This is a genomic window from Kitasatospora sp. NPDC043949 (assembly GCF_056435365.1).
Genome location: NZ_JBWKEQ010000037.1, coordinates 1 through 22,156, shown reverse-complemented (window position 1 = coordinate 22,156; position 22,156 = coordinate 1). Strand labels below are relative to the sequence as shown.

Here is a 22,156-nt window from a genome sequence, read left to right as displayed (position 1 = left end):
GGACCGCCCAGGAGAGGGGAAAAAAACACCTGTCTTTGTCACGGCCCCTTGGGGGTGGTGGGGGAAAACTCCCCGAAGAACCCAACCCCCCCCCCCCCCCCTCCTCCCCCCCCCCACCAAAAACCCCCCCCCCCCCCCCCCCCCCCCCTCCCCCCCCCCCCCCCCCCGCACCCGAAGGGCATCGGCAACTTCCTTGGCGCCGCAACGAGTTCGCGGGCTCCTCCGATTCGAGGGCTTCCCCAGTTCACGGGCTTGCCCAGTTCACGGGCTTGCCTAGTTCACGGACTCGACGCCGTTCGACCAGAGGCTGTCGACCTGGCCGCGCTCGTTGCTGTCGGGGTAGGGGTTGGTGCAGGACGGGCCGGGGCCGCCGCCGGACATCAGCTCACTGCACGGGCCGGAGTAGTTGTCGGGCAGGCCGAGCACGTGCCCGGTCTCGTGCGCGGTGACGCGCAGCGAGCTGTACTGCTGGTTCTGCTGGTAGTCGAGGAAGACGTAGCCGTGGCCGTGGCCGTCGGTGCTGGCGTAGGAGCCGCGGCTGTCGTTGCCCTCGTAGTACGAGAAGTCGCCGGTGCCGCTGCTCACCTGGAGCTGGACGTTGCTGACCGAGCTGTTCCAGATCTGCGCGGCCTGGGATATCTGGCTGGTGAAGGAGGGCGCGCTGGCGGTGTCGTAGGTGACGGTGACGGTCTGCAGCCACGGGTTGGCTGCCTGCTTGGCCTTGGCGGAGGCCATCACGGCGTGGAAGAACGCCTGGTTGTTCGCGGCCTCGGCGGCCGAACCGGCGTACGTCGAGGCGGTGTAGCCCTGGACGGCCGGGCCGGGGGTGGCGGCGGACGCGGCGGCGGCGGGCAGCACGGCGAGACCGGCCGCGAGGGCCAGGCCGAGGGTCGCGGACAGCACGGATCGCTTCATGTGGGGGCTCCGGATTCGCGGTACGCCGAACCGCCGGGGCCGGTGGGGGCCGGACACGGCTGCGGCGACGGTGGGGGCGCCCCGGTGGGGCCGGGGCGGATTCGCTGTCCCTGAGCTTCGACCCGCCCGGGCCCGCGGCGGATGATGTCAACCGGCGATAGCACCGCCGCATACCGGCGGGGCCCGCGGCGCGCCCTCCCGCCGCGCCTTGTTCTGTCATGTCCTTGGCGACAAGGCCGGGTGGCGTCTATGCTCCGGGCGTGGAGCTCGACGTGAGACACCTCCGGGTGGTGTGCGCTATCGCCGACACCGGCAGCCTCCGCAAGGCCGCGCTCCAGCTCGGCATGACCCAGCCCTCCCTCACCACCCAGCTGCACCGCATCGAACGGGCCATCGGCGGCACCCTGTTCACCCGCGAGCAGACCGGCAGCCGGCCCACCGCGCTCGGCCACTCGGTGCTGTCCCGGGCCCGGCCGGTGATCACCGAGATGGCCGCGCTGGTGGCCGCCGCCCGCCAGGAGGCCCGCGACGCGGCCGGCCCCGGGCGGCAGCGCCGGCTGCGGATCGGCAGCGTCGGCAGCCGGGCGGTCGCCGCCTGGCTGCGCCGGGTGCACGAACGGCTGCCGGACACCGACACCACCATCCACGTCGACGTCTCGGCCAGCGCCCTGCTGCGGATGGTCGCCGCCGACCAGTTGGACGTGGCCTTCGTCTACGAGAGCGAGGGCTTCCCGCTACGGGTGCCGCCGGACGCCGAGCACCGGGTGCTGATGGCCCGTGAGCCCCAGTTCGTCGCGCTCGCCGCCGGACACCCGGCCGCCGCCCGCCCGGTCGTCCACCTGACCGACCTCGCCGAGGACACCTGGATGGTCGACCCGACCGCCGACCACGAGTACGCGGCGATGCGCCGGGTGTTCAGCGATGCCGGGCTCAACCCCCGGGTGGTCCAGGTGCGGGACAACGCCACCGCCGCCGAACTGGTCGCCTCCGGCGAGGCCGTCCGCCCCTGCCAGCCGACCTCCGCCCCCGGTCCCGGCACGGTGGTGCGCCCCGTGTACGGGGACCCGCTGGCCGTCCGACTGCTGCTCACCTGGCGCCCCCGCGCGCTCAGCCAGCCCGCGCTGGACGCGCTGTACGGCGAACTGCGCGCCGCCTACCTGGACCTGGCCAAGGTCAACCCGGCCTACCTGGCCTGGCTGGCCCGGCACGAGCCGATCCTGCTGGACTGCGCCTGAGAATCAGCCCCCGTCAGCCCTCCCGGCTGTGCAGCAGCACGCCCACCGCCACGGTCAGCGCGCAGACCAGGCCCGCCACCAGCACACCGGAGCCCCCGAACGCCGTGCAGGCCAGCACCAGCACCGCCCCGGTCGGGGCCAGCGCCTGCGCCAAGCCGGTCTTGGTGTGCCGGGAGTGCAGCAGCCAGACCGTGAGCAGGTAGAGCGCGGTGGGCACGGTGACCGTCGCGGTGGCGGCCGTCGCGGAGATCTCCGCCTGGTGCACGGCCGACTCCACCGCCACCTCCAGTCCGGTGCCGATCGCGGCGGCCGCGCCGAACACCAGGTAGTGGCCGTACCCCCAGGCGAAGGCCTGCCGGTTGGAGCGCAGGTGCTCGTGGACCGGCCGGGCGAAGTAGATCCACCAGGCCGCGAAGCAGATCAGCAGGCCGCCGATCGCCACCGGCAGCAGCCGGCCCAGCTCCTCGTGCTCGTCCACCGCCGACTGCACCGCGACCGTCGCGGCCGCCACCGTCTCGCCGAGCACGATCAGGGTGAACAGCCCGTACCGCTCGGCGATGTGGTGCGGGTGCCAGGAGGTCTGCATCCGCAGTTCGGCGACCACCGGCACGGCCAGCTCGCACAGCACCCCGAGCGGGATGACCACCGGCCGGACGGCGTCCGGCAGCAGCACCACCACCACCCAGCCCACCTGGCAGATCGCGATCCCGACCGCGTACCGCACGGCGACCCGGCGCGCCTCGCCCTGCTCGCTGGCCGCCGCCCGCAGCCACTGGGTGACCATCGCCAGGCGCATCACCACGTACCCGGCGATCGCCAGCGTCAGGTCCTGGGTGGCGAACAGCCGGGGCACCCCGGCCGCGAGGACCAGCACCCCGGCGATCTGCACCAGCGTGGTGACCCGGTACGGCACGTCGTCGCAGTCGTACGCGGAGGCGAACCAGGTGAAGTTCATCCAGGCCCACCAGATCGCGAAGAAGGCGATCGCGTAGCCGCGCAGGCCGTCGCCGTAGTGGCCGGCCGCCAGGGAGTGGGCGAGCTCGCGCCCGGCCTGGCCGACGGCGACCACGAAGCAGAGGTCGAAGAAGAGTTCCAGCGGGGTGGCGACCCGGTGCGGCTCGTCCCGGTCGCGCGGGACCATCCGGCGCACCGGGGGCGGGTCGACGGGGCGCGGGTGGGGGGCGGCGGCGGATTCGCTGGCCATCGGTGCTGCTCCGGGTTCGGGAGGGGCTGGCTGTCCCGCGCATCCTGGCAGCGGCCCGGGCCCCGCGCACGCACCGGCGCGACGGGCGCAGCGGTTCGCGGTCCCGGGATCGATTGCGCCTTTCGTTCGCTTTTTTCCTTGCCGTCAGCCGTAGTTGACGCCCCGGTGCGCGAACCGGGTGACAGCGCGGCGGGTTTCCGGGCGCGCCCCGCGCGCTGCGCCGCGGCCGGCCGGACGGCCCCGCTAGATTCGTCCCCGGTTGGAAGCGAGCGCGGGCCTTGCGGGGCCCCACGACACGGGCGGCCTGCGGGCAACGCGGAAGGTCAAGGCCGGTGGCAGGAGAGCGGGGGCGGCAGAGCCGGCCTTCCCGTGTCCGTACCACCGGCCTCGTGATCACCGCGCTGCTCGCCAGCGCCTGCCGCCCGGTCGCTCTCGCCGCGTCCGCGGCGGGGGCTACTTCTCCCAGCCGGCCTTGGCGTAGTCCTCCCCGGCCAGGCCGAAGGCGCCGTAGTTGGCGAGGCCCTTGCGCGTCGCCACCACGGTCGGCCGCTGGTAGAGCTCGACGGTGTGGCCGAGCTCCCAGATCTTCGCGTCGGCCTGGTTGTAGAGCTTCGCGGCCTCCACCGGGTCGACCGTCCCGGCCGCCTTCTTGAGCAGGTCGTCGACCTCCTGGCTGCCGATCCGCGAGGGGTTGTTGAAGGTGTTGTCCCCCACCGGCAGACGGAAGTTGCCCAGGCTCTTGGAGAGCGGGAACGAGTCGGTGTTGCGCCAGCTCGCGATCTCGAACTTGCCCGGGTTCACGTACTTGGTGAAGAAGTCGTTGGCGGGCACCTTGTCCAGGCTCACCTTGACCCCGGCCTGCAGCCACATCGCGGCGGCGGCGGTGGCCAGGTCGATCTGGGCCTGCGGGGTGGACTCGTTGACCGTCCAGTGCAGTTGCAGCGACTGGCCGTCCTTGGTGCGCGGCTGGCCGGCGCCCGCCTCCTTCCAACCGGCGTCCTCCAGCAGCTTCTTGGCGGCGGGCACGTCGAACTTCGCCCACTCGCCCGAGTTGTCCTGGTAGCCGGTCTGGTTGGGCATGAAGATGTGGTTGCCGAGCGGCTTGAACTCCACCGGCACCCCGTTGTTGGCGATCTTGATCAGTGCGGACCGGTCGAGTGCCTTGCCGAGCGCCTGGCGGACCTTCTGGTCCGCCAGCGCGCCGCCGGAGCCGAAGGAGATGTGCACCTCGTCCCACGGGCTGGCGGCCCGGATCGCGGTGTCCTTGGCGTCCTTGAGCTGCCCGTACGCGGCGGCGGTGCCGGCCGTGGCGAGGTCGATCTCGTTGTTGAGGTACGACTGGGTGGTCGCGGACTGGGTCATCACCCGGAAGGTGATCTTGTCCGCCTTGGCCTTGGTGCCCCACCAGGCCGGGTCCGGGACGAGCGTGAGGGTCTGCGCGGTCTTGTCCGCCACGCCGATCTTCAGCGCGCCCGCGGTGATCGGGATCTTCTCCACCCAGCCCTTGTTGAAGTCGTCCGGGGTGGCGATGCCGGCCGCCGGGATCAGCGGGCGGAACAGGTTCTGCCAGTCCGCGTACGGCTCGGAGAAGGTGACCTTCACCTCGCTCGGGTCGGCCCCCTGCTCGACGGCGGAGATCTGCTCGTAACCGGACGGGTCGGCGATGTTGTACGCCGGGTCCTTGCCGTTGCTGGCCTGCCAGTCGGCCTTGAAGTCCAGGTAGCTGAGCGGCTTGCCGTCCGACCACTTGGCCTTGGGGTTGAGCTTGTAGGTGATCACCTCGGGCGAGGTCGAGGTGACCTTGGCGTCCAGCAGGTAGTCGGCGTTGGGCTGGAAGGTGCCGGAGGCGTCCGTGTTGAAGAGCGACGGCTCCAGGGCGCGCATGATCGAGACCGCGTCGCCGTAGGTGCCGTCCACCTGGAGCGGGTTCCACTGGGTGATCCACTGGTACAGCGGGAACCGCACCTCGCCGCCGTCCTTGACCTGGTCCAGCGGCTTGGCGTTGATGTCCTGGGAGTCCTGCCGGGGCGGCTCGCTCTTCGCCACCTTGTCGGCCGAGCCGCCCCCGCCCGAGGTGCACGCGGTGACCGCCAGCGCGACGGCGACGGCGAGGGCAGTCGCCCGGCCGAGGCGGCGGGCCGTGGTGGAAGCGTCCATGGAGTCCCCCTGGTGAGGTCTTCGAAACGGGCGGTAACGGGCAGTTGTGCCGCGCGAGGTGTGGCGGGGCTTGAGCGTGGGCAGCCAAGTCGGCACCGAGCCAGCAGAACGTAACAGCCGATCAGTTCCGTCACCAGGGGGAGGACCGCACACCTGATCCAGAAGTCATCCGCGGCAATACTGCCGCAACACCCCGGCCGCGCACCGCTGCCAGACTCTGACCTGCGCTTTCCCCGTACCGCCTCGTCCTCCTGCCGTCCGAAGGCCTGAACGGGCCCCGACCGAAGGCCACCACCCGATGCCCACCAGACGCGTCGGCCCCTCCCCCACCCCGGGCGGCCGTTGATGCTCCGTTACCTGGCGAAGCGCCTGAGCTACTACGCGGTGCTGCTGATCGCCGCCGTCTTCCTGGCGTACGCGATCTCCGCGACCGCCCTCCAGCCGCGCACCTACTTCGACGCCAAGGTCCCCCGCCCGGCCGCCGAGTCGGTCGAGCGCCAGCTCACCGCGCTCAACCTGAACGACCACACCCCGGTCGTCGAACGCTTCGGCCACTGGGCCGACGGGCTGCTCCACGGCGACCTCGGCCGGACCATCCACGACACCCCGGTCACCGACGACTTCGGCCGCCGGGTCTGGGTCTCGCTGCGGCTGCTGCTGCTCGGCAGCCTGCTCGGCATCGTCCTCGGCATCGCCGCCGGGGCCTGGAGCGCCGTCCGCCAGTACCGGATCTCCGACCGGCTGCTCACCGTGCTCTCCTTCGTCCTGCTCTCCACCCCGGTCTTCCTGGTCGCGCTGTTCCTCAAGAACGGCGCCATCGCCGCCAAGGACGCGGCCGGCCACGACGTCATCCCGTTCACCGGCTACGAGACCCCCGGACTGACCGGCGGCCTCGGCGCCCACCTCGCCGACTGGGCGCTGCACCTGCTGCTGCCCACCATCTCGCTCGCGCTCGGCGGCCTCGCCACCTACAGCCGCTACCAGCGCGGCACCATGCTCGACGTGCTCGGCTCCGACTACCTGCGCACCGCCGAGGCCAAGGGGCTCACCCGCCGCAGGGCGCTGGTCAAGCACGGGCTGCGGACCGCGGTGATCCCGATGTCGACCATGTTCGCCTACAGCTTCCTGGGCATCTTCACCGGCGCGATCTTCACCGAGACGATCTTCGGCTGGCACGGCATGGGCGAGTGGCTGATCCAGTCGATCAACGAACAGGACGTCAACTCGGTCGTCGCCGTCAACCTGTTCACCGCCGTCGTCGTCCTCGCCTCCGGCTTCCTCGCCGACACCCTGCACGCCGCCCTCGATCCGCGCGTGCGGTCCTGACCGGAGGTGAACTGACGTGACCACCGTCGCCGTGGAACCGGCCGCCCCGGCCGCCGCCCCCCGCACCACCGGCCGGGCCCGGCTCGTCCTCGCCCGGCTGCTGGCCGCCCGCGGGGCCGTCGCCGGAGCCGTGATCGTCCTGCTGCTGTTCGCGCTCGCCTTCGGCGGGCCGTACCTCACGCCCTGGGACTACGCCGCCCCCGACTTCGGCGCGCTGCACCAACCGCCGTCCGCCGAGCACTGGTTCGGCACCAACGGGATCGGCCAGGACGTCTTCGCCCAGACCGTCCGCGGCCTGCAGAAGTCGCTGGTCATCGGCCTGCTGGTGGCCCTGTTCTCCACCGTGCTGGCCTCCCTGGTCGGCGCCTGCGCCGGTTACTTCGGCGGCTGGGCCGACCGCGCGCTGATGTTCGCGGTGGACCTGCTGCTGGTCTTCCCCAGCTTCCTGATCATCACCATCGTCTCGCCCCGGCTGAAGAGCGCCGGCTGGATCGCCTTCGTGCTGCTGCTCGCCCTGTTCAACTGGATGATCACCGCCCGGGTGGTCCGCTCGATGACCATCTCGCTGCGCGAGCGCGAATTCGTCCGCGCCGCACGGTTCATGGGAGTGCGGCCGCTGCGGATCATCACCCGCCACATCCTGCCGAACGTCGCCTCCTTCCTCATCATCGACGCCACCATCGCGGTCGGCGGCGCCGTGATGAGCGAGACCGCGCTCTCCTACTTCGGCTTCGGCGTCAAACCGCCGGACGTCTCGCTCGGCACCCTGCTCGCCGCCGGGACCAGCGAAGCCCCGGTGTTCCCCTGGCTGTTCTACTTCGCCGCCGGGCTGCTGGTGCTCTTCGTCCTCGCCGTCAACCTGATCGGCGACGGGCTGCGCGACGCCCTCGACCCCACCGCCGGGGGCGCGCCCCGCCGCCGCTCCGCCCGGAGGAAGAAGCCGTGACCACCACCGTCGACACCCCCCTGCTCGCCGTCAGCGACCTGCGAGTGGACTTCGCCGGGCCGCACGGCCCCGTCCCCGCCGTCCGCGGGGTGGACCTCACCCTGCGGCGCGGCGAGACCCTCGGCATCGTCGGCGAGTCCGGCTCCGGCAAGTCCGTCACCGCGCTGTCCGTGCTCGGCCTGCTGCCGAGGACGGCCGGCGTCCAGGGCTCGGTGCGACTGGACGGGCGGGAACTGGTCGGGCTGCCCGGCAAGGAGCTCGCCGCGATCCGCGGCCGCCGGATCGCCATGGTCTTCCAGGACCCGCTGTCCGCCTTCACCCCGGTCTACCGGATCGGCGACCAGATCGCCGAGGCCGTCCGCATCCACCAGCGGGTCGACCGGGCCGCCGCCCGCCGCCGGGCCGCCGAACTCCTCGACCTGGTGGGCATCCCGGCCCCCGAACGGGCCCTGGACAGCTTCCCGCACGAGTTCTCCGGCGGCATGCGCCAGCGCGCGATGATCGCCATGGCGATCGCCAACGACCCCGACATCCTGCTCGCCGACGAGCCGACCACCGCGCTGGACGTCACCATCCAGGCCCAGGTGCTGGACGTGCTGCGCACCGCGCAGCGGGAGACCGGCGCGGCCCTCGTCCTGGTCAGCCACGACCTCGGGGTGATCGCCGGGATGGCCGACCGGGTCGCGGTGATGTACGCGGGGCGGGTGGTCGAGACCGCCGGGGTGGACGAGCTGTTCGCGGCCCCGCGCCACCCGTACACGCTCGGCCTGATCGGCGCGGTGCCCCGGCTGGACGGGCTCGGCGGCCCGCTCGTCCCGATCCCCGGCGCACCCGCACCGATGGCCGACCTGCCGCCGGGCTGCCCGTTCGCCGCCCGCTGCCCGCTGGCGGAGGAGCGCTGCTCGGCGGCGGAGCCGGAACTGGCCGGGGGCGACGGTCACCTGGCGGCCTGCGTCCGGTCGGCGGAGCTGGCCGAACGGCGGCCCGCGCCGGCCGACGTCTACCCGGTGCCGGCGCTTCCGGCCCCGTCGGCCGCTCCGGAGGACCGGGGGGACCGGAGCTCGCGGGCGCCGGTGCTGGCGGTGAGCGGCCTTGGCAAAACGTTTCCGCTCCTCAAGGGCACGGTGTTCAAGCGCCGGGTCGGCGAGGTCTACGCGGTGGACGGCGTCGACCTGGACCTCCGGGAGGGCGAAACCCTCGGCCTGGTCGGGGAGTCCGGCTCCGGCAAGTCCACCACGCTGTTCGAACTGCTGAACCTCACCGCCCCCGAGACCGGCCGGATCGAACTGCTCGGCCACGACACCGCCGAGCTCTCCCGCGCCGAGGCCCACCGGCTGCGCGCCCGGCTGCAGATCGTCTTCCAGGACCCGATGGCCAGCCTCGACCCGCGGATGCCGATCGGCGACATCATCGCCGAACCACTGCGCGCCCAGCACGCCGCCCGCGAGGAGATCGCCCGCCGGGTGCCCGAACTGCTGCACCAGGTCGGCCTCGACCCGGACCACGCCGCCCGCTACCCGCACCAGTTCTCCGGCGGGCAGCGCCAGCGCGTCTCCATCGCCCGGGCCCTGGCCGTCCGGCCGAAACTGCTGGTCCTGGACGAACCGGTCTCCGCCCTGGACGTCTCCATCCAGGCCGGGGTGCTCAACCTGCTGCAAGCGCTCAAGGCCGAACTCGGCCTCTCCTACCTGTTCGTCTCGCACGACCTCTCGGTGATCCGGCACCTCGCCGACCGGGTCAGCGTCATGTACCTCGGGCGGACGGTCGAACAGGGCGAGGTCTCCGCCGTCTTCGACCGCCCCCGGCACCCCTACACCCGCGCCCTGCTCTCCGCCGTCCCGCTGCCCGGTGTACGCCCGCCTCGCCGACCCGGCCGCCCGCACGCGGTGCGAACAGGAACGGCCGGCGCTCCTCGACGACACCCCCGCACAGGACCACCAGGCGGCCTGCCACTACCCGGAGTCGTAGCCGGCCTCCTGCGATCGCCGCGGGTGATCACTGCGGACGATCACTGCGGGTGACCACCCGAAAGCGATTCGGCGGATCGACCGGGTGCCGTGTAAAGTTCTCCGGGTCAGCAGGCGCCGCTAGCTCAGTTGGTTAGAGCAGCTGACTCTTAATCAGCGGGTCCGGGGTTCGAGTCCCTGGCGGCGCACATGGCAAGGTCTCAGGCCGCTCACTTCGGTGGGCGGCCTGAGGCGTTTCAGTGGGCGTCGCGGCGGGTGCCCGGCCTCAGAAGGTGCCCGGCCTCAACGGATGCCCGGCCTCAGAAGGTGTCCAGGACGGCGGAGGCCACCGCGTCCGGGCGGTCGAACATCACCAGGTGCCCGGCCGGGGCGGTGGTGCGGTAGTCGGCCCCGAGCAGCGCCGCCAGCTCCCGCTGGCCGGCCAGCCACTCCTCGGTACGGCGGCTGCGGCAGCCGTCGTCGGCGGCGAGCACGGTGACCGGCAGGCCCTCGGGCAGCGGCCGGGTGCGCCGCAGCCCGTCCACCTCGGCGGCCAGGTCGAGGTAGCGCGCGTTCTCCCGCAGCAGGGCGCGCAGGGCCCGGCCGGTGCGGTAGCAGTGCCGTACCAGCGGCGCCGGGGCGAGGTCCTCGCGGCAGACCGTGGACAGCCGGGCCGTCAGTCGGCGGGCGGTCGGGCCGAGCAGGTACGGCACGGCGACGGCGGTGGCGGCGCCCGCGAGCGCCCGGGCCGCCAGGTCGCGCGCGCCGGGGGCCGGGTACGGCCGGGCCGCCGGTTCGACGCTGCCGTCCACCAGGACCAGCCCGGCGGCCCGGTCGGGGTGCAGCCGGGCGAAGGCCTCGACGTGGAAGCCGGCCAGCGAGTGGCCGACGACGGTGCAGGGCCCGCGCAGCCCGAGGCCGTCCAGCACCGCGCGGATCCGCTCGGCCTCGCCGGCGGCCGTCGGAGCGGGCCGCCCGGTGGCGGGCTCGGGGGCGCTCAGCCCGTAGCCGGGCCGGTCGAAGCGGACCACGGTGCGGTAGGGCGTGAGGAAGGGGACGACCAGGTCCCAGTCGAACCAGCTGCTGCCGAGGCCCCCGGTGAGCAGGCAGACCGGGCCGCTGCCCTCGGTGCGGACGTGCAGCGGGACGCCGTCGACGCGCAGGAAGCGCGCCCGGGTGCGGGGGTCGTCGGGTGCGGTCATGCCGGCTCCCGGCCCGGGGGCCGTTCGGCCGGCCGGGGCCCCCGGTGCGGCGGAGAAGCGTCGGACCAGGTGGATTCGTCGGACGGCGCCCCCGCGGGGAGGGCCAGGCTCAGCGCCAGGACGGCCAGCCAGAGCGCCACCAGCAGCACCTGGAGCCGCTGGCCGGCCCCGAGCGCCCAGGTGCCGCGCCCGGCCTCGAAGGCGGCGATCGCGGCCAGGCTCCAGCCGGTGGCCAGCAGTTCGGCGCCGAGCAGCCAGGGCCCGATCCGGCGCACCGGCGGCCACCAGCCGTAGCGGCGGGCGGCGACGGTGAGCGCGGCCAGCCCGGTGAGCGCACCGAGCATGGCGAGGCTGCTGGTGACGGCGTGCGCGGTGTGGGTCGCGGGGACGAGCCCGGCGGTCTCGCGGGCGGCGCACATCTCGTCGCTGGTGGGGGCGCAGCTGAGCGGCAGCCGGGAGTCGGCGGCGGTCGCCGCGCCGAACAGGGCGAGGGCGGACCAGCCGACCACCGCCCACCCGCGCCGGGCGCCGCGCGGCCCGGCCTGCCCACCGGCGAGGGCGGTGACGGCCGCGGCGAGCACACAGAGCCCGGCGACCAGGTCGGTGGCCCGGAACAGGCCGCCCAGCGGCTGGTCCTCGGCCGCGAGTTCGCTGATGTACGCCTGCACCGGGTCGAGTCCGGTGCTCAGCACGACCTCCAGCACCCACGCGGTGTACGCCGTGGCGCTGAGCATCAGCAGCGCGGCGACCGCCTTCCGCGCGTTCGGGTGTCCGGGCTTGGGGCTGGGCACCGTTCCACCCTAACCGGCGGCGAACTGCACCCCAACCGGGCGGAAACGGACACCTCGGCGGCGGGCTCGTTCCCGCGCGGCCGCGGGCGGTTCCGGGCGGTTCGAGGCACCCGCCGGGACCGTGTATTGTTTTCCAGGTCAGCAGGCGCCGCTAGCTCAGTTGGTTAGAGCAGCTGACTCTTAATCAGCGGGTCCGGGGTTCGAGTCCCTGGCGGCGCACAGACATTTGGGGAGCCTCTCGCAGCAGCGAGGGGCTCCTCAATTTTTTGGCCTTCGACGTCCGTTTTGCGTGTGATGTCGGTCTCGATTGCCGTTCCGGTGGAGCCAATCGGCCCGCCCGGCTCGTCCAGGGCAGTAAACCGGAATCGGGACAAAGGTCCCTAACCACCGATGTCCCCGTCCGTGCAGGCTGACCCGGTCCGCCCGCAGGAAAGGCCGCGCCTTGTCCGAGAACGCCCAGAGCGGCCGTCGCACGCCGTCGACAGGCCTCCGACCGGTCAAACGCTTCAAGCGCGCCGCCCCCGTGACCGGCGGCGGGAAGCCCCGCCGCCCGAAGCGCACCGGCTGGCGCCGACTGATCCCCACCTGGCGGATGAGCCTGCTCGGCCTCGCCGCGGCCCTGCTGCTCGGCGTCGGCCTGTTCGTGCTCGGGGTCACGCTGGTGAAGGTCCCCGACGCGCACGCCGCCGCGACCGCGCAGAGCAACACCTGGCTCTACGCCGACGGCTCCGTGATCACCCGCACCGGCCAGACCAACCGGCAGAACGTCAGCCTGGACAAGGTCTCCCCCGCCGCCCAGCACGCCGCACTGGCCGCCGAGGACCGCAACTTCTACCACGAGGGCGCCGTCAACGTGCAGGGCCTGCTCCGGGCCGCGGTCAACACCGCCAAGGGCGCGGGCACCCAGGGCGGCTCCACGATCACCCAGCAGTACGTGAAGAACACGTACCTGAACCAGAAGCAGTCGGTCACCCGCAAGGTGAAGGAACTCTTCATAGCCATCAAGGTGGACGCCACCGAGAGCAAGGACGACGTCCTCTCCGGCTACCTGAACACCTCCTACTACGGCCGCGGCGCCTACGGCATCCAGGCCGCCGCCCACGCGTACTTCGGCGTCGACGCCTCCGCGCTCAACCCCGCCCAGGGCGCCTACCTGGCCACCCTGCTGAACGCCCCGAGCGCCTACGACGTGGCCACCGCGACCCCGGCCGGCAAGCAGAACGCCGTCAACCGCTGGAACTACGTGCTGGACGGCATGGTCAAGGAGGGCTGGCTCTCCGCCGAGGAACGGTCCGCCACCACCTTCCCGGACGTCAAGGACCCGCAGCCCAATCCGGGCCTGTCCGGCCAGACCGGCTACCTGGTGAACGAGGCCACCCAGTACCTCACCTCGAACCAGGTCATCAGCGAGACCGAGCTGGCCAAGGGCGGCTACACGATCAAGCTGAGCATCGACCCGGCCCGCCAGCAGGCCCTCCAGGACTCCGTCCAGGCGCAGCTGCGCGACACCCTGAACCCGGACAAGCGGAAGAAGGACGCGGCCGCCCAGGCCGGCGCCGTCTCCGTGGACCCGAAGACCGGCGCGGTCGTCGCCCTCTACGGCGGCGTCGACTACGTCAAGCACTACGTCGACAACGCGACCCGGCGGGACTACCAGGCCGGCTCGACCTTCAAGGCGATCGCCCTGGCGGCCGCGTTCGAGAACAACGCCAAGACCCAGGACGGCCGGACCGTCACCCCGCGCACCGTCTACGACGGCACCAGCGGCCGCAAGGTCCGCGGCGGCAAGGGCACCCCGTACGCGCCGCCGAACGAGGGCGACAGGAGCTACGGCCAGATCTCCCTCCAGCAGGCCACCGACTGGTCGGTCAACTCGGCGTTCGCCCAGCTGGCCCAGGACACCGGGCTCCAGAAGGTCAAGGACACCGGCATCGCGCTGGGCCTGCCCGGCAGCACCCCGGGCCTCGACCCGGTGCCGTCCATCCCGCTCGGCGCGGCCACCCCGAGCGTGCTCGACATGGCCGGCGTGTACGCGGCACTGGACAACGGCGGCAAGCAGATCACCCCGTGGCTGGTGCAGTCCGTGGACCGCGAGGGCGAGGCCGTCCCGCTGCCCGCGCACAAGACCACCCAGGCGATCAGCACGGACACCGCGAACCAGGTCACCTCGATGCTCCAGGGCGTGGTGAACGACCCGGGCGGCACCGGCTGGCGAGCCAAGGCACTGGGCCGCCCGGTGGCCGGCAAGACCGGCACCACCGACGACCAGAAGTCGGTCTGGTTCGTCGGCTACACCCCCGAGCTGGTCACCTCGGTGGCCCTGTTCGGCCAGGACCCGGGCAGCGGGGCCCAGGTCAGCCTGAGCGGCGTCGGCGGGATCGACGGCGCGGCGGGCGGCCAGTTCCCGGCACAGATCTGGACCAGCTACATGAAGGCGGCGCTCAAGGGCGTGCCGGTCAGCGACTTCCAGACCCCGGCCGACGGCGGCGACTCCTCCGGCGCCACCGATCTGCCGACGGCCCCGTCCTCGCCGAGCAGCACCCCGTCGACCGGGACCGGCTCGAACGGCGCCTCGACCGCCCCCGCGGCGCCGACCACCCCGCCGGGCGACGGCGCCGGGGCCGGGGCCGGCTCGGGCCCGACCACGCCGGCCGGCGGCTCGAACTCCGGCGGCGGCAGTGTGACCAGCCCGCCGACCGCGCCCCCGGCCACCCAGCAGCCGACCGCCCCGCCGACGACGCGGCCCACCGGACGGCCCACCGGTCGGCCGACACCCTCCACCGGCCCGACCACGGCGCCGACCACGCAGCCGACCACCCAGCCCACGGGCGGGTCGGACACGCTCACCGGGGCGGGGGCGAACGCCGGGTAGCGGCGGCGGGGGGCGGGGCGCCCGAGTGGCGGGAGGGCTCGGGCCGGCGAGGGGGCGCGGACGGCGCAGGGGCGTGCGCGGGCCGGGTGAGTGCGCCGCTGCGCACAGTTCCGTGCAGGACCAAATGACGGAATGGCACCTTACTGACCGCCCGGTATGACTGCCACAATGCGTCGGTGCACAGATCAACGGCCTCGCCCACCCTCCCCACGGGCAGAACCCTCGGCCTCAGCCTCGCGCTGGTCTCCGCGTTCGCCTTCGGCGGCTCCGGCACCGCCGCGAAACCACTGATCGAGGCCGGCCTCTCACCGCTGCACGTGGTGTGGCTCCGGGTCACCGGCGCCGCCGTGGCCCTGCTCCCCATCGCCTACCGCCACCGGGACGCCGTCCTGCGCCGCCCCGGCCTGCTGATCGGGTTCGGCCTGCTCGCCGTGGCCGGCGTCCAGGCCTGCTACTTCGCGGCGATCTCCCGCATCCCGGTCGGCGTCGCCCTGCTCATCGAGTACCTCGGACCGCCGCTGCTCATCGGCTACGTCAAGTTCGTCCAGCGCAAGCCGATCGGCCGGGGCGCCGCGATCGGCGCCGGCGTCGCGGTCGCCGGGCTGGCCTGCGTGGTGGAGGTCTGGAACGGCCTGAGCTTCGACGCGCTGGGCGTGCTCTTCGCCCTCGGCGCGGCCTGCTGCCAGGTCGGCTACTTCGTGCTCGCCGACGCCGGACGCCGGGGCGAGCGCCCGGTCGACCCGCTGGCAGTCAGCGCGTTCGGGCTGCTGATCGGCGCCGTCCTGCTCACCGTCTTCACCCGGCCCTGGCAGGCCGACTGGAGCACGCTCGGCGGATCCGTGGTGATGAACGGGCACACCCTGCCCGCGCTGCTCCCGGCCGCCTGGATGATCCTGATCGCGACCGTGCTCGCCTACCTGACCGGCGTGATCGCCGTCGGGCACCTCTCGCCCCCGGTCGCCGGGGTGGTGGCCAACCTGGAGGCGGTCGTCGCCACCGTGCTGGCCTGGGTGCTGCTCGGCGAGCACCTCGGTCTGCCGCAGATCGCGGGCGGCCTGCTCGTGCTGACCGGCGCCTTCGCGGCGCAGACCGGCAAGCCGGCGGCCGTGGAGGCCGTGGACGCCGGGGGTGCTCCTGACGCCCGGGATGCTCCGGACTCTCCGGACTCTCCGGACTCTCCGGAACGGGTCGCCGCCGAGCGGCAGGTCAGCGGCCGAACCAGCCGAACCAGTCGAGGTGATTGAGCGGCCACACCACGGCCGACACCGGCCCGACCACGTTGTCCACCGGCACGGCCCCGTCCCCGGGACCGCGCTGGTGGTAGCGGGAGTCCGCCGAGTCGCTGCGGTGGTCGCCCTCGACCCAGACGTGGCCCGAGGGCACCGTCACCGGCCCGAAGTCCAGGCCCGCGCAGGAGTCGTCACCGGGGTGCAGGTACGGCTCGTCGACCTTCTTCCCGTCGACGGTCAGCGTGGTGCCCGTGCACTGCACGGTCTGGCCGCCGGTCGCGATGACCCGCTTGACCAGGTAGTTGTCGTCCTTCGGCGGCACCAGGCCGACGAAGCTCAGCACCGAGCCGGCCGCGTTGGTGAACGGGTTCGAGTCGATGGGCTGCGGCGGGAGCCAGCCACCCGGATCCTTGAACACCACCGGCTGCCCGGGCTCCGGCTTCCAGCCGGTCAACGGCGCCAGCTTGTTCACGCCCACCCGGTCGCCGATCCGCAGCGTGTTCTCCATCGAGCCGGACGGGATGGTGAACACCTGGAACAGGCAGGTCTTGATCAGCAGCGCGACCACCAGGCCCACCGCCGCCATCGCCGGGATCTCGATCCACCAGGGCCGGGGCCTGCGCCCGGTCCGCCGGGCCTTGCGGCCGCGCGAACCGCGCGCACGGCGGCGGGCCTCGGCGCGGCCTCCGGGCGCTTCACGGGCGTCGGAAACACCGGGGTCGCGTCCGGCGGCGGGGGCCGGACCGGACCCGGCATCGCTCGGCGTTTCGGGCAGGTTCACCGCCATCGTCGCTGCTCCACCTCTCCGGCTGGGGGAACCTGCACGCTACGCCAACCCCGGAGCCTCACGAAATCCGGCGTTTAGCCGCCCCCGACATGTCCGGACCGGGCGGCGCCGGGGCCGTTCTCGACGGCTCAACACCGGCCCCCTCAGGGGTGCTCTCAAGCGCGGGCGATGGCCTCGTGGTGCCGGATGACCTCGGCGATGATGAACGTCAGGAACTTCTCGGCGAAGACCGGGTCCAGCTTGGCCCCGGCGGCCAGCTCCCGCAGCCGCTTGATCTGGTCGCGCTCACGTGCCGGATCGGCCGGCGGCAGCTTGTGCTCGGCCTTGAGCCTGCCGACCCGCTGGGTCGCCTTGAAGCGCTCGGCCAGCATGTGGACCACCGCGGCGTCGATGTTGTCGATGCTCTCGCGCAGGCTGGTCAGCTCCGCCCGCACGGCGGCGTCGACCCCGTCGGGCAGGCCGGCGTCGGGGGTCGTGGGGTGGTCCGTCATCGGGGCGGCTCCCGGTGTCTGAAGTGGGCACCCGGCCGTACAGCGGCCGGGCTCGGGCCCGGGCAAATCTAACAGGGCCCCCGTGGTGGAGCCGCACCTTTAGGCGGATCCGTCCACAATCCGGACATCGCCCGCGCCACCCGGCGCCCCGTACCGATCCGGGCCCGTGCCGCCCCGGGCCGAACCGGGGCCGCCCCGTAGGCTGGTGCGCGCATGACCGGAAGTGACGACTCAGCAGTCCCTCAGTAATGGAGGTACCGATCGTGGCAACCACCCGCACCGCCCGCACCGCTTGGGAGGGCAACCTGCTCGACGGCAAGGGGCAGGTGACCTTCGCCTCGTCCGGGATCGGCGAGTACCCCGTCTCCTGGCCGGCCCGGGCCGAACAGCCCAACGGCAAGACCAGCCCGGAGGAGCTGATCGCCGCCGCTCACTCCGCGTGCTTCTCGATGGCCCTCTCACACGGCCTGACCGGCGCCGGCACCCCGCCCGTCAAGCTGGACACCCAGGCCGACGTCACCTTCCAGCCCGGCACCGGCATCACCGGCATCCACCTGACCGTCACCGGTGAGGTGCCCGGACTGGACGAGGCCGACTTCACCAAGGCCGCCGAGGACGCCAAGGCCAACTGCCCGGTCAGCAAGGCGCTCGCCGGCACCACCATCACCCTCACCGCCAAGCTGGCCTGACGCCCCGACGGATCGCGACGGATCCCGGCGCGCTCCGGCCGCTCCGGGCGCGCGGTCGGCGCCCGGGGGCGCGATCTCGGCGCACGCGCCCCTGGCGCACATCATGTGATGTGCACCGGGGGCGTCTGCATGTACCGCCGCACATGATCACAAAGCGGGCGAATCACCCTGGCGGCGGTCACCGCGCGTTGCCGCCGCGGCCTATGATCGGCCGCAGCGCCCTGTTCTTCACGCGGGTCTCCGCGCGACAGCGCCCCACGGCGGGCGCCCCGCACCGGACCGACTCCGAGGACCTCGACAGAGTGCGGAGCCGGCCGCCGGAGTCCCGATTGGCCGGCCGGACCAGCATCCAGCGTCAGCAGCGGACGGGAGCATGCCGTGCCGGGCCAGAACGAGGGGGCCGACGCACACCACCCGGGCGTGCGGCACGAGGAAACACCGCACCACCGTCACCTCACAACACCCCTCCTGGGCCCGAACATCAGCACCGTCGGTCCGGCTGGTTCGGTTGATTCGGTCGGTCCGGTCGGTCCGGTCGGTCCGGTCGGCGTCGCCGGTTCCGTCACGGCCGTCGGTGCTGTCGCGGCCGGCGGCCGGGCCGTCGGCACGACGGGTGCGACGGGTGCGACGGGTGCGACGGGAACCGTGCTGGACGACCCCGGGATGCTGCTCTGCCCCACCTGCTCGGCGCCGCTGACCGACGGCACCCACCGGAGCGCCGTCGACGGCCCCGGCCAGGAGAACGGCGGGAACGACCGGCTGCTGGCCGCGCTGCGGGCCAGCGAATCCCGCTTCCGGGCCGCCTTCTGCGACGCGGTCATCGGGATGGCCCTGATCGACCCCGAGGACCGGATCATCGAGGTCAATCCCGCCTTCGCCGCCCTGATCGGACGCGGCGTCGGCGAACTGGTCCGCACCCACCTGCACGAGATCATCGATCCGGAGGGCATGCCGCACCGACTCTTCCCCGAACTCGTCCACGGCGGGCGGGAGCGGTTCCGCGTGGAGAAGCAGCTCAAGCACCGCGAGGGCCGCACCGTCTGGAGCAAGGTCACCGTCTCGCTGATCCGGGACGGCGCCGGCCAGCCGCTCTACACCCTCGCGCTGGTGGAGGACATCACCGAGCAGCGCCGGCTCGGTGACCGCCTGGAGTACCAAGCCCTGCACGACCCGCTGACCCGACTGCCCAACCGGACGTCCTTCTTCGAACGGCTCGACGCCGCCTGCGTCACGGCCACCGGGGCCACCGGGGCTGCTGAGCCCGCCGAGGCCCCCAACACCCCCAACACCCCCGACACCGCCGGCACCAGCGACACCGTCCTCGCACCGGCGGACGGGCGCCGGGTCGGCGTCTGCTACCTGGACCTCGACGGCTTCGCGGCGATCAACGAGACGCTCGGGCACCACATCGGCGACCAGTTGCTGATCGCCGTCGCCACCCGGCTGCGCCGCGGGTTCTCCGAGCACGACGCCCACCTGGTGGCCCGGATGGGCGGTGACGAGTTCGCCGTCCTGGTCACCGACAGCCGGGGCAGCGACCAACTGACCGACCTGGCCGCCCGGATCCTCCAGGAACTGGAACACCCCTTCGACGTCGCCGGACACCGGCTGGTCATCACGGCCAGCGTCGGCGTCGTCGAACGGTCCGTGCACGAGACCACCCCCACCGACCTGGTCAAGGACGCCGACGCCACGCTCTACTGGTCCAAGGCCGACGGCCGCGCCCGCTGGACCCTCTACGACCCGGACCGCGGCGCCCACCAGCTGACCCGCCAGCTCCTCGCCACCGCGCTGCGGCCCGCCCTGGAGCGCGGCGAGTTCACCATCGAGTACCAGCCGCTGGTCGGCCTGGCCGACGGAGCCGTCCACGGCGCGGAGGCCCTCGTCCGCTGGCGCCACCCCCGCTACGGGACGCTCTCCCCGGACCGCTTCATCCCGCTCGCCGAGGAGACCGGCGCGATCGTGCCCCTCGGCACCTGGGTGCTGGAGGAGTCCTGCCGCCAGGCCCGGCAGTGGCTCACCGAGTTCCCCGAGACCGAGACCTTCGTGAGCGTCAATCTGGCCGCCCGCCAGATCTGGGACTCCGACGTGGTCGCCGACGTCGCCCGCGCCCTCGAACGCACCGGGTTGCCGGCGCGGCTGCTCCAGCTGGAGATCACCGAGAGCGCCCTGCTCGGCCCCGGCGGACGGCCGTTGCAGGCGCTCCAGGCGCTCGCGGACATGGGCGTGCGGATCGCGATCGACGACTTCGGCACCGGCTACTCCAACCTGGCCTACCTCTCCCGGCTGCCGGTACACGTCCTGAAGCTCGACGGCACCTTCATCGAAGGGTTCCGCGACCCGGCCCCGGCGACGAACCCTTCGGAGCTCCCCGAGCTCGGCTCCCGCCGCAGCGACGCCGACGAGCAGATCGTGGGCGCGATGGTGCAGCTGGCCCACACCCTCGGCCTGACCGTCACCGCCGAGGGCATCGAGAGCGCCGCGCAGGCCGAACGGCTGCGGCTGACCGGCTGCGACACCGCCCAGGGCTGGTACTTCGCCCGGCCGGGCGAGGCCGAGCTCGTCGCCGCCATACTCCGCGAGGGCCGCCCCGGCCCGGACACCAGCCGGTAACCGGGGCCGGCGGCCGGGCCGCTCCGTTCAGGCCTCCCGCGCTCAGGCCTCGGCCGTCAGCCTTCCGCCGTCAGGCCGTACGCCTCGGCGATCAGGCCGTAGGAGCGGAGCCGGGCCTCGTGGCCGTGGATGTGCGAGGTGACCATCAGCTCGTCGACGCCCGTCCGCTTGCGCAGGGCCTCCAGCCCGTCCGCGACCTCGCCCGGGGCGCCGAGCACCACGTTGTCGAGCCAGCTGTCGATGAACTCCGCCTCGGCCGGGCTGTACTGGTAGGCCTCGGCCTCCTCCGGAGTGGGGATCGGGCCGGGGTTGCCGCGCCGCAGCCGGAGCATGCCGAGGGCCGCGGAGCGGGCGAGGCGACGGGCCGCGCCCTCGTCCTCGGCGGCGACCGCGCTCACACCGATCAGCGCATAGGGCTCGGCGAGCACCGCGGAGGGCCGGAAGGACTCCCGGTAGAGGTCGAGCGCCGGGATGGTGTTGACGCTGCTGAAGTGGTGGGCGAAGGCGAACGGCAGGCCGAGGCGGCCGGCCAGCTGGGCGCTGAAGCCGGAGGACCCGAGCAGCCAGACCGGCGGGCGCCCGTCGCCCCGGGGGACGGCGGTCAGCTGGGCGTAGGGGTGGCCGGAGGGGAAGTCGCCGTCGAGGAAGTGGGTCAGCTCGGCGAGCTGCTGCGGGAAGTCGTCGGCGCCCTCGGCGCGGCCGCGGCGCAGCGCCCGGGCGGTGGCCGGGTCGGTGCCGGGGGCGCGGCCGAGCCCCAGGTCGATCCGGCCCGGGTGCAGGGCCTCCAGCAGGCCGAACTGCTCGGCGATGGCCAGCGGGGCGTGGTTGGGGAGCATCACCCCGCCCGAGCCCAGTCGCAGGGTCGTGGTGTTGGCGCCGAGGTGGGCGAGCAGGACGGCCGGGGTGGAGCTGGCCACTCCCGGCATGCCGTGGTGCTCGGCCACCCAGAAGCGGTGGTAGCCCCACTGCTCGGCGTTGCGGGCCAGCGCGGTGGTCGCGGCCAGGGCCTCGGCGGGCGTGTAGCCGACGCCCACGGTGGCCAGGTCGAGGATGGAGAGCGGGGCGGGCGCCGTGCCGCGGGCGGTGCCCCGGATCGCCGCGCCGGTTCGCGGTTCGGTCGGGTGCTCCTGCTGGTCCTCGGTGGTCATGCCGTCCGCCCTTCTGGCTTTCGTGAGCCGGCCCTGGTGGGCGACCGCGGGTCTCGGGTGGCCCGGCGGTCGCTGCTGCCGACCGGGGTCAACCACCGCGCCGAGCCGACTGTTCCCGTATCCGGCACGTGTCGGCCTGCACGCCGGCCTGCACGCCGGTCACCGCGCCGACCTCACGCCCGCTCCGTCGCGGCCCGTGCAGCGACCCCGCTCCGACCCGTACGCCGGCCCCGATCCGGCCCCGATCCGGCCCTGCTCGGCGCCGGCGGGCACGGCCCGGTACGGTGCCGCCGACCGACCATTCGAATGACGGAGAGCCAGCGCACGGACACGCCTGGCGACTTCATGCCAGCGCCGGAAGTCGCCAGGCGGAGGGCTCGCGACCGGTGGGCGGCGTCCGGCAGGCTGGTGGACAGGACCGGATCGCCCAACAGGATCCGCGTTCCGCCAGCAAGATCGCCGGGCTGGACCAGCGCCGATCGATCCCCGCGAGCCCCCGGAGCGGCACCCCTTGGGTTCTAGCGGTCGTCGCAACACCCGAGCTCAAGGTGTGCGATGGACTTCGAGATCCGAGGGGACCGGAAGCCGCAGGGGCCCAGGAAGCT

At 73.3% G+C, this 22,156-nt stretch carries 16 protein-coding genes and 2 tRNA genes; 10 read left to right on the top strand and 8 right to left on the bottom strand.

The window, feature by feature from the left end:
- Nucleotides 1-273: 273 nt before the first annotated feature.
- Nucleotides 274-915 (bottom strand): snapalysin, encoded by a 642-nt coding sequence (gene snpA / locus AC07AL_RS26695; protein WP_400986620.1) that lies wholly within the window; start codon nt 913-915, stop codon nt 274-276.
- Between the two features lie 260 nt (nt 916-1,175).
- On the opposite strand from snpA, the gene AC07AL_RS26690 reads away from it, so the two are divergent.
- Nucleotides 1,176-2,150, top strand: a complete 975-nt coding sequence (locus AC07AL_RS26690) for a LysR family transcriptional regulator (protein WP_363583632.1) — start codon at nt 1,176-1,178, stop codon at nt 2,148-2,150.
- 13 nt (nt 2,151-2,163) lie between these two features.
- Here AC07AL_RS26690 and AC07AL_RS26685 read toward each other — a convergent pair whose 3' ends face one another.
- Complete coding sequence (locus AC07AL_RS26685) at nt 2,164-3,354, bottom strand: low temperature requirement protein A (protein ID WP_400844948.1); 1,191 nt, start codon at nt 3,352-3,354, stop codon at nt 2,164-2,166.
- Nucleotides 3,355-3,807: 453 nt separating this feature from the next.
- Nucleotides 3,808-5,511: an ABC transporter family substrate-binding protein gene (locus AC07AL_RS26680; protein ID WP_478318439.1), complete on the bottom strand. Its 1,704-nt coding sequence runs from the start codon at nt 5,509-5,511 to the stop codon at nt 3,808-3,810.
- 345 nt (nt 5,512-5,856) lie between these two features.
- Between AC07AL_RS26680 and AC07AL_RS26675 the strand changes: the two genes are divergently transcribed.
- The 4 genes from AC07AL_RS26675 to AC07AL_RS26660 all read left to right on the top strand — a co-directional run bounded on the left by AC07AL_RS26675 (nt 5,857) and on the right by AC07AL_RS26660 (nt 9,938).
- Nucleotides 5,857-6,837: an ABC transporter permease gene (locus tag AC07AL_RS26675; RefSeq protein WP_400986623.1), complete on the top strand. Its 981-nt coding sequence runs from the start codon at nt 5,857-5,859 to the stop codon at nt 6,835-6,837.
- A 16-nt stretch (nt 6,838-6,853) separates the two neighbouring features.
- A complete protein-coding gene (locus tag AC07AL_RS26670; RefSeq protein WP_350882605.1) occupies nt 6,854-7,783 on the top strand; it encodes an ABC transporter permease in 930 nt (309 codons plus the stop codon).
- On the top strand, nt 7,780-9,804 hold the full coding sequence (locus tag AC07AL_RS26665) for an ABC transporter ATP-binding protein (protein WP_478318438.1): 2,025 nt from the start codon (nt 7,780-7,782) through the stop codon (nt 9,802-9,804). The genes AC07AL_RS26670 and AC07AL_RS26665 overlap by 4 nt, the downstream gene beginning before the upstream one ends.
- Before the next feature lie 60 nt (nt 9,805-9,864).
- A tRNA-Lys gene (locus AC07AL_RS26660) sits at nt 9,865-9,938 on the top strand.
- A 111-nt stretch (nt 9,939-10,049) separates the two neighbouring features.
- On the opposite strand, the gene AC07AL_RS26655 is transcribed toward AC07AL_RS26660, so the two are convergent.
- On the bottom strand, nt 10,050-10,931 hold the full coding sequence (locus tag AC07AL_RS26655) for an alpha/beta fold hydrolase (RefSeq protein ID WP_363583640.1): 882 nt from the start codon (nt 10,929-10,931) through the stop codon (nt 10,050-10,052).
- Entirely contained in the window at nt 10,928-11,665 is a 738-nt protein-coding gene (locus tag AC07AL_RS26650; RefSeq protein ID WP_363583761.1) for a DUF998 domain-containing protein, read from the bottom strand. Before AC07AL_RS26650 ends, AC07AL_RS26655 begins: the two co-directional genes overlap by 4 nt.
- A gap of 202 nt (nt 11,666-11,867) precedes the next feature.
- Between AC07AL_RS26650 and AC07AL_RS26645 the strand changes: the two genes are divergently transcribed.
- The 3 genes from AC07AL_RS26645 (at nt 11,868) to AC07AL_RS26635 (ending at nt 15,838) form a co-directional block, all read left to right on the top strand.
- Nucleotides 11,868-11,941, top strand: a tRNA-Lys gene (locus AC07AL_RS26645).
- Between the two features lie 223 nt (nt 11,942-12,164).
- Nucleotides 12,165-14,594, top strand: coding sequence for a transglycosylase domain-containing protein (locus AC07AL_RS26640; RefSeq protein ID WP_363628147.1), 2,430 nt, complete (start codon nt 12,165-12,167; stop codon nt 14,592-14,594).
- A gap of 176 nt (nt 14,595-14,770) precedes the next feature.
- A complete protein-coding gene (locus AC07AL_RS26635; RefSeq protein ID WP_478318437.1) occupies nt 14,771-15,838 on the top strand; it encodes an EamA family transporter in 1,068 nt (355 codons plus the stop codon).
- Here the strand turns inward: AC07AL_RS26635 and lepB are convergent.
- Nucleotides 15,801-16,610, bottom strand: coding sequence for a signal peptidase I (gene lepB, locus AC07AL_RS26630; RefSeq protein ID WP_400986626.1), 810 nt, complete (start codon nt 16,608-16,610; stop codon nt 15,801-15,803). The two genes, AC07AL_RS26635 and lepB, sit on opposite strands and share 38 nt — an antisense overlap.
- 155 nt (nt 16,611-16,765) lie before the next feature.
- Complete coding sequence (locus AC07AL_RS26625; RefSeq protein WP_363583648.1) at nt 16,766-17,101, bottom strand: chorismate mutase; 336 nt, start codon at nt 17,099-17,101, stop codon at nt 16,766-16,768.
- Between the two features lie 263 nt (nt 17,102-17,364).
- Between AC07AL_RS26625 and AC07AL_RS26620 the strand changes: the two genes are divergently transcribed.
- Both AC07AL_RS26620 and AC07AL_RS26615 read left to right on the top strand, forming a co-directional pair.
- On the top strand, nt 17,365-17,790 hold the full coding sequence (locus AC07AL_RS26620; protein WP_363583650.1) for an OsmC family protein: 426 nt from the start codon (nt 17,365-17,367) through the stop codon (nt 17,788-17,790).
- A gap of 663 nt (nt 17,791-18,453) precedes the next feature.
- Nucleotides 18,454-20,403, top strand: coding sequence for a putative bifunctional diguanylate cyclase/phosphodiesterase (locus AC07AL_RS26615; protein ID WP_478318470.1), 1,950 nt, complete (start codon nt 18,454-18,456; stop codon nt 20,401-20,403).
- 56 nt (nt 20,404-20,459) lie between these two features.
- On the opposite strand, the gene AC07AL_RS26610 is transcribed toward AC07AL_RS26615, so the two are convergent.
- Nucleotides 20,460-21,551 (bottom strand): LLM class flavin-dependent oxidoreductase, encoded by a 1,092-nt coding sequence (locus tag AC07AL_RS26610; protein WP_363583654.1) that lies wholly within the window; start codon nt 21,549-21,551, stop codon nt 20,460-20,462.
- Nucleotides 21,552-22,156 lie beyond the last annotated feature (605 nt).

Coding starts and splice junctions, on each gene's coding strand:
- snpA (WP_400986620.1), bottom strand. CDS start 915: ATGAAGCGATCCGTGCTGTCCGCGACCCTCGGCCTGGCCCTCGCGGCC.
- AC07AL_RS26685 (WP_400844948.1), bottom strand. CDS start 3,354: ATGGCCAGCGAATCCGCCGCCGCCCCCCACCCGCGCCCCGTCGACCCG.
- AC07AL_RS26680 (WP_478318439.1), bottom strand. CDS start 5,511: ATGGACGCTTCCACCACGGCCCGCCGCCTCGGCCGGGCGACTGCCCTC.
- AC07AL_RS26675 (WP_400986623.1), top strand. CDS start 5,857: ATGCTCCGTTACCTGGCGAAGCGCCTGAGCTACTACGCGGTGCTGCTG.
- AC07AL_RS26655 (WP_363583640.1), bottom strand. CDS start 10,931: ATGACCGCACCCGACGACCCCCGCACCCGGGCGCGCTTCCTGCGCGTC.
- AC07AL_RS26650 (WP_363583761.1), bottom strand. CDS start 11,665: ATGCTCAGCGCCACGGCGTACACCGCGTGGGTGCTGGAGGTCGTGCTG.
- lepB (WP_400986626.1), bottom strand. CDS start 16,610: ATGGCGGTGAACCTGCCCGAAACGCCGAGCGATGCCGGGTCCGGTCCG.
- AC07AL_RS26625 (WP_363583648.1), bottom strand. CDS start 17,101: ATGACGGACCACCCCACGACCCCCGACGCCGGCCTGCCCGACGGGGTC.
- AC07AL_RS26615 (WP_478318470.1), top strand. CDS start 18,454: ATGCTGCTCTGCCCCACCTGCTCGGCGCCGCTGACCGACGGCACCCAC.
- AC07AL_RS26610 (WP_363583654.1), bottom strand. CDS start 21,551: ATGACCACCGAGGACCAGCAGGAGCACCCGACCGAACCGCGAACCGGC.